Below are 6,000 nucleotides of genomic sequence, written 5' to 3'. Positions count from 1 at the left end.
AGTGGAGGCGCGTCCCGGAGTCGAACCGAGGTCCACGGATTTGCAATCCGCTGCATAGCCACTCTGCCAACGCGCCAGATGTTCCGTGCTTCGGAACGCTGTGTATTCTACTTAAACCCCTTTGGCGGTCAATAACCTTTTGTAGGTTATGGGGTTAAGTGCTGTGTATTTATGCAATGCCCAGGATAATTGCTTTATCCGTGGGCAACCAGGTCCTTCCAGGCCGCTTTCAGATACACCAGCATAGACCAAAGGGTCAGTGCCGTTGCCACGTAGAGCATCACCATGGACAGGTTAATCACCCACTCATTGTAATGAGTAATCAGACCGGTGATCGCCAGCATCTGGGCGGCGGTCTTGAATTTGCCAATCCAGGACACCGCCACGGAGGAACGCTTACCCAGTTCCGCCATCCACTCCCTCAGCGCAGAAATAACAATCTCGCGACCGATCATGATGATGGCGGCGATGGTCATCCAGATGGAGCCTTCGTAGCTTTGCACCAGAACCACCAGGGCGCTGGCCACCATCACCTTGTCTACCACGGGATCGAGGAAGGCACCAAAGGGGGTGGTCTGATTCAGTTTCCTGGCCAGATAACCGTCAAGCGCATCGGTAAAGGAGGCCAACACGAAGATGCCCGCGGCAGTCATATAGGCGTACTGCCAGGGGATATAATAGAAAACCAGAAAAAACGGGATCAGGATGAGCCGTAACAGTGTGAGTATATTTGGAATATTTAAGGTCAAAACAAACGCCCTAGCCGGCCCACTTCAGCCGTCAATCATGCCGAAAACCGATCAGTCGCGCAACGCATCATGAATCTTTTGTGCCAGTTCTGTGCTGATTCCTGGCACTTTGCCTATTTCCTCAACACTGGCACGCTTAAGTTCCTGCATTCCACCCATATATTTGAGCAAAGACTGGCGTCTTTTCGCGCCTATACCCGGTATTTGCTCCAGAGTAGATTGTGAACGAGCCTTACCTCGTGCCGCCCTGTGGCCGCTAATGGCAAAACGGTGAGCCTCGTCCCGGATGTGTTGAATCAGGTGCAGCGCCGGCGAATCGGCGGGCAGATCGATCACCTCCCGGGTAAAGCCCACAAACAGCGTCTCCAGTCCGGGCTTTCTCCCCTCCCCTTTGGCAACACCGATCACCATAGGTGGCTCGATGCCCCGGGCAGACAGGGTCTCCTCCAAAATGGTTTCCGCCTGGGTCAACTGACCCCGGCCACCATCGATGAACAAGATGGTGGGTAAGTTAGCGGCGTCGGTGACCTTGTCAAAGCGGCGCTTCACCGCCTGGGCCATGGCAGCGTAATCGTCCCCAGGGGTGATGCCATCGATCTTGTAGCGGCGGTACTCCTTCTTGGCCGGCCCCTCGGAATCAAACACCACGCAACTGGCTATGGTGCGCTCACCCATGGTGTGGCTGATGTCGAAACACTCCATCCTCTCAATGGGGTCGGACAGCTCCAGAGTGTCGGTAAGCAGTCTGTAGCGATAGGCAATGGTGGACTTGTGCGCCACCCGACTGGCCAGGGCGGTGGCCGCGTTGGTGGCCGCCAGGCGCTGGAACTGGGCCCGGTCACTGCGCACCGAGTGCTTCAGGGCCACCTTATGGCCACAGCGCTGAACGATCGCCTCTTGCAGCACCTCTTTGTCGTCCAGTTCATAGGGCAGAATGATCTCTGGGGGAACCTGGCGCTCCTCTCCACCGCCCAGGTAGAACTGCATCAGGAAGGAAGCCGTCAACTCGTCGGTGCCGGTGTCCGCCGGCAGCTTGGGAAAATAGCTACGACTGCCAAGAATCTTGCCTTCCCGGATAAACAGCATGTGACAGCAGGCCATCCCCTTATCCACAGAGACGCCCAGAATGTCCATTTCACCCAGGCTGCCATGAACCCCCTGCTGCTCCTGAACGGTACGCATCGCCTGAATCTGGTCCCGGTAGAGCGCCGCCTTTTCAAACTTAAGCTCAGCACTGGCCTGCTCCATCCATCCCACCAGTTGATCGATCACCTGCAGGTTCTTGCCCTGAAGGAACAGGGTGGCCATCTTCACCTGCTCTGCATACTCATCATCGCTTATCTTGCCCACACAGGGAGCACTGCAACGTTTGAGTTGATACTGCAGACAGGGGCGGGACCTGGCCTTGTAGTAGCTGTCCTCACACTGGCGAATGGGGAACAGCTTCTGCATCAGGTGAAGACTGTCGCGAACGGCACCACCATTGGGAAAGGGGCCAAAGTAACGCCCTTTGGCACGACGAGGGCCTCGGTGAAACCCGAGCTTGGGGTGGCGATGCTCTGACAGAAAGATATAGGGGTAGGACTTATCATCCCGAAGCAGCACGTTGTACCTGGGCATGTACAACTTGATGTAGTCATGCTCGAGGATCAGTGCTTCCGTCTCCGTGTGGGTGACGGTCACTTCAATATGACGGATCTGGGCCACCAACGCCTGGGTCTTGGCATCGGGCAGTTGGGCGCGAAAATAGGAGCTGAGGCGTTTCTTGAGGTTTTTGGCCTTGCCGACATAGATGACAGTCCCACCCGGTGCGTCGTACATGCGATACACACCGGGCTGCGAGGTGACTGTCTTCAGGAAGGCCCTGGAGTCAAATTGTGTTTCGGACATTGAGCTGGTTGTCAGAGTTTCTCTGCGTCCAGCATACCATAGCGAATGGCCAGTCGGGTCAGCTCCACATCACCGCCGATGTTGAGCTTTTGGAACAGGCGGTAACGATAGCTGTTCACCGTCTTCGGACTGAGGTTCAGGCTCTCTGAGATATCGCTGACCTTTTGGCCCGAGGTGATCATCATCATGATCTGCAGCTCACGCTCCGACAGGTCATCGAAGGGGTTCTCTTCGGTCTTAAACTTATTCAGTGCCATCTGCTGGGCGATCTCTGGAGACAGATAGCGCTGACCACAGGCCACCTGACGGATCGCCTGCACCATCTCCATCGGCGGTGCGTTCTTGGTCAGGTAACCGGCGGCACCGGCCTGCATCACCTTGGTGGGAAACGGCTCTTCGGTATGGATGGTCAGAACAATGATCTTGGCATCGGGATTAAACCGCAAAATCTTGCGAGTCGCCTCCAGGCCGCCAATACCTGGCATGTTCATGTCCATAAGAATGACGTCGGCATGGTTCTTACGGCACCAGTTTACGGCAACCTCACCATCTTCAGCCTCACCGACGACCTTGATGCCACGCTCGTCATCCAAGATGCGGCGAATTCCCGTACGGACCAGGGCGTGGTCATCAACTAGATAGATATGGATCAAACTCCATCCCCTTCAGACAAACGATATTCGCTGTTTGAAACAGCCTTTCGATAATACTGTATTGTGGATCGTAATCAAGCAAATCATATGGCCGTCCGCACGGAATCTGTACGCTTAGGTTTCCGGTTAAGATACTGATTTAAGGTAAATAAATTGTACAATCAGAATCACCCACGAAAGAGACCGACGCCCCATGCTCTATCGACTGCTTTTACCGACCGCATTTTTTCAGCCAGCTTACCAAGTAAAGCCCTGGTTGAAAGTCATTTTTAACCCAACCGCAACGCGTGGTGGCAATGACTCACAGCGGCTATGGCAAAACTCTCACCCAGCCGCCTGAACCTTGCTCAACACGCTGTATTGACTGATATAAGTGGGACTGCCGTCCACCCTTCATCATTGGGGTGAGAGACGGATCCCGATTTCCCGGTTTCTGTGGTCGCATCCCTCTGGGTTTATCTTTAAACTTGGCTGCAAACGAACACTAAGGAACGCACCATGCCGCAGATGCTGCACACCATGCTTCGGGTCGGAGACCTGGACCGCTCTATCAAATTCTACACTGACGTACTGGGCATGACCCTGCTGCGCAAATCCGTCAATGAAGAATACAAATACACCTTGGCCTTCGTTGGATTCGGCGAAGAGAAAGAGGGTCACGCCGTCGTTGAGCTGACCTACAACTGGGGCGTGGAAGAGTACGAGATGGGCAACGCCTTCGGTCACCTGGCCCTGGGCTTCGACGACATCTACGCCGCCTGCGACAAGATCAAGGCTGCCGGTGGCCAGGTAACCCGTGAACCTGGCCCGGTGCTGGGCGGCAACACCCACATCGCCTTTGTGCGCGATCCCGACGGCTACATGATTGAGCTTATCCAGATGGCCCAAGCTTCTGCTGGCTTGGATAACTGACCCGACTCCGGCCTGGGTCTCCCAGGCCTTTTCCTATGAATCAAGATTCCCGCCTGCAACAGCTCCAAGCACTGCAACCCAAAGCATTCAAACTGGACAGCCGAGCCATCGAGCCCGGAGACGCCTTTGTCTGTCGACAGGGCCTGTCCATCGACAGCCATGAGTTTGCCCAAGGTGCGGTGGACGCCGGTGCCACTCTGGTCATCGCCAATAAGCCCCTGGCGCTGAAGGTACCCTGCATCATCACCGCCGGCTTTGCCGATACCCTGGCGCTGCTCAACGCCTACCTGGAGTACCCCGGAGACCAGCTGACCCAGATAGGGGTCACGGGAACCAATGGCAAAACCACAGTAGCCTTTGGCCTCTACCAATTGCTCGATGGCATTACACCAAGCAGCTACACCGGGACCCTTGGTAGCCTCTATCGACAACTGCTGACCCCCACCATCAATACCACCCCGGATGCTTTGACGCTGCTGGAACGCTTTACCACACTTAGGCGATTGGGATTGACCCACCATGTGATGGAGGTATCCAGCCATGCGCTGGCCCAGGACCGGGTGGACCATGTGGCCTTTGACTGCGCCATTTTTACCAATATCACCGAAGATCACCTGGATTTCCACGGCAATCGCGACAACTACCTGCAAGCAAAACTTAGGCTGCTGGATAAACTGAAGCCAGGTGGACGCGCGGTGGTGAATCTGGATGACTCCTGCGCCACCATGGTTCTGGACCGATGTCGCCATCGGGGGCCAGCCCTGACCCACAGCCGCATCAATCCTAAAGCGGACCTCTACGCCGAGGTGATTCGCTGCGATCTTCAGGGCAGCGAGTTCTGGCTGCACCACCAGGGAAGCAGGTACCACGCTACCCTGCCCCTTCCGTTTGAGTTCAATATCGACAATGCGCTGGCGATGCTTGCCGCGGGGCTGGTGTTGGGCCACCCCCTTGAGCACCTGCTGGACAGGCTGACCAGGCTGTCCCCTGTCCCCGGCCGGTCTCAAAGCATGACGCTGGGTGAAAATCGCCAGGTGGTGGTGGACTATGCCCACAACCGTGCCAGCCTGGCGACTCTGATAGCCCAGGCCAGGGACAGCAGTCGCGGCAAGATTCACACTCTACTGGGAGTGACTGGAGACCGATTGGCCGATGCCGCAGAGATAGGCGAAGCCGCCCTGGCCCTGTCTGACCACTGCTACTTTACGGCAGACAACCCTCTTGGGGTGAGCCTGGCTACTTTGCTCGACGCCATGGATCCCCAGAAACGGTCTCACCGCATTGAAGACAGAGTGCAGGCGATACTCACTGCCCTGGAAAAGATGGCGCCGGGGGATCTACTGCTGCTTTGTGGCAAGGGGGAGGAGCGCCATCAATACCTGTGCGCCGACAAGTTGGCCGCCGTCCCCTACCCTGGCGATGCCGAGGTGGTGCGGCTATGGCAAAAGGCAGTAACTCAGTAACCTCGGGAGGAGCGTCTGAGCACCTCCTCTCCATCAATACGGATGACCACCGTTGGCCAGAACAACTGGTAGTTCACTTCAACCTCCACCGGGAGTTCTCCAACCTTGCCAACCAGCCTCTGTGCTGAGGGCAAACCGAACAGGGCACCATTTCTGTCCTGCAGCGCGTTGTCCACATAGAGCCGGCTCCCCGCCGCCCAGGTTGAACTTACTCTGATGGTGCGGCCTTGCCACTCCAGTGACCACTGATGAGCCATCTCACATCTCCAAAAACTGATCTGGCTCCAGTCTACCCGGATATTCATGTTAACCAAGCCGACAGCGAGCCGGTTG

Annotated in this window: 6 protein-coding genes and 1 tRNA gene; 2 read left to right on the top strand and 5 right to left on the bottom strand. The window is 56.3% G+C overall.

Annotated elements, in window-relative coordinates; all coding sequences use genetic code 11:
- Window positions 1-2 precede the first annotated feature (2 nt).
- The 4 genes from ACN0RV_RS08930 to uvrY all read right to left on the bottom strand — a co-directional run bounded on the left by ACN0RV_RS08930 (window position 3) and on the right by uvrY (window position 3,292).
- A tRNA-Cys gene (locus ACN0RV_RS08930) sits at window positions 3-76 on the bottom strand.
- 118 nt (window positions 77-194) lie between these two features.
- A complete protein-coding gene (pgsA, locus tag ACN0RV_RS08925) occupies window positions 195-749 on the bottom strand; it encodes a CDP-diacylglycerol--glycerol-3-phosphate 3-phosphatidyltransferase (protein ID WP_084644089.1) in 555 nt (184 codons plus the stop codon).
- 51 nt (window positions 750-800) lie between these two features.
- Window positions 801-2,639: an excinuclease ABC subunit UvrC gene (gene uvrC, locus ACN0RV_RS08920; protein ID WP_417347281.1), complete on the bottom strand. Its 1,839-nt coding sequence runs from the start codon at window positions 2,637-2,639 to the stop codon at window positions 801-803.
- Between the two features lie 11 nt (window positions 2,640-2,650).
- Window positions 2,651-3,292: a UvrY/SirA/GacA family response regulator transcription factor gene (gene uvrY, locus ACN0RV_RS08915; protein WP_417347280.1), complete on the bottom strand. Its 642-nt coding sequence runs from the start codon at window positions 3,290-3,292 to the stop codon at window positions 2,651-2,653.
- Between the two features lie 498 nt (window positions 3,293-3,790).
- Between uvrY and gloA the strand changes: the two genes are divergently transcribed.
- Together gloA and ACN0RV_RS08905 are read left to right on the top strand one after the other, a co-directional pair.
- On the top strand, window positions 3,791-4,204 hold the full coding sequence (gloA, locus tag ACN0RV_RS08910) for a lactoylglutathione lyase (RefSeq protein ID WP_417347279.1): 414 nt from the start codon (window positions 3,791-3,793) through the stop codon (window positions 4,202-4,204).
- Between the two features lie 35 nt (window positions 4,205-4,239).
- Window positions 4,240-5,667 (top strand): Mur ligase family protein, encoded by a 1,428-nt coding sequence (locus ACN0RV_RS08905; RefSeq protein ID WP_417347278.1) that lies wholly within the window; start codon window positions 4,240-4,242, stop codon window positions 5,665-5,667.
- Here the strand turns inward: ACN0RV_RS08905 and ACN0RV_RS08900 are convergent.
- Window positions 5,661-5,924, bottom strand: coding sequence for a hypothetical protein (locus tag ACN0RV_RS08900; protein WP_417347277.1), 264 nt, complete (start codon window positions 5,922-5,924; stop codon window positions 5,661-5,663). The genes ACN0RV_RS08905 and ACN0RV_RS08900 overlap by 7 nt on opposite strands.
- Window positions 5,925-6,000 lie beyond the last annotated feature (76 nt).

This window comes from Ferrimonas sp., assembly GCF_048263965.1.
In the GTDB taxonomy this organism is placed as follows: domain Bacteria; phylum Pseudomonadota; class Gammaproteobacteria; order Enterobacterales; family Shewanellaceae; genus Ferrimonas.
Note: the sequence above shows the minus strand (reverse complement) of the source record. Positions and strands in the feature narration are given on the sequence as shown.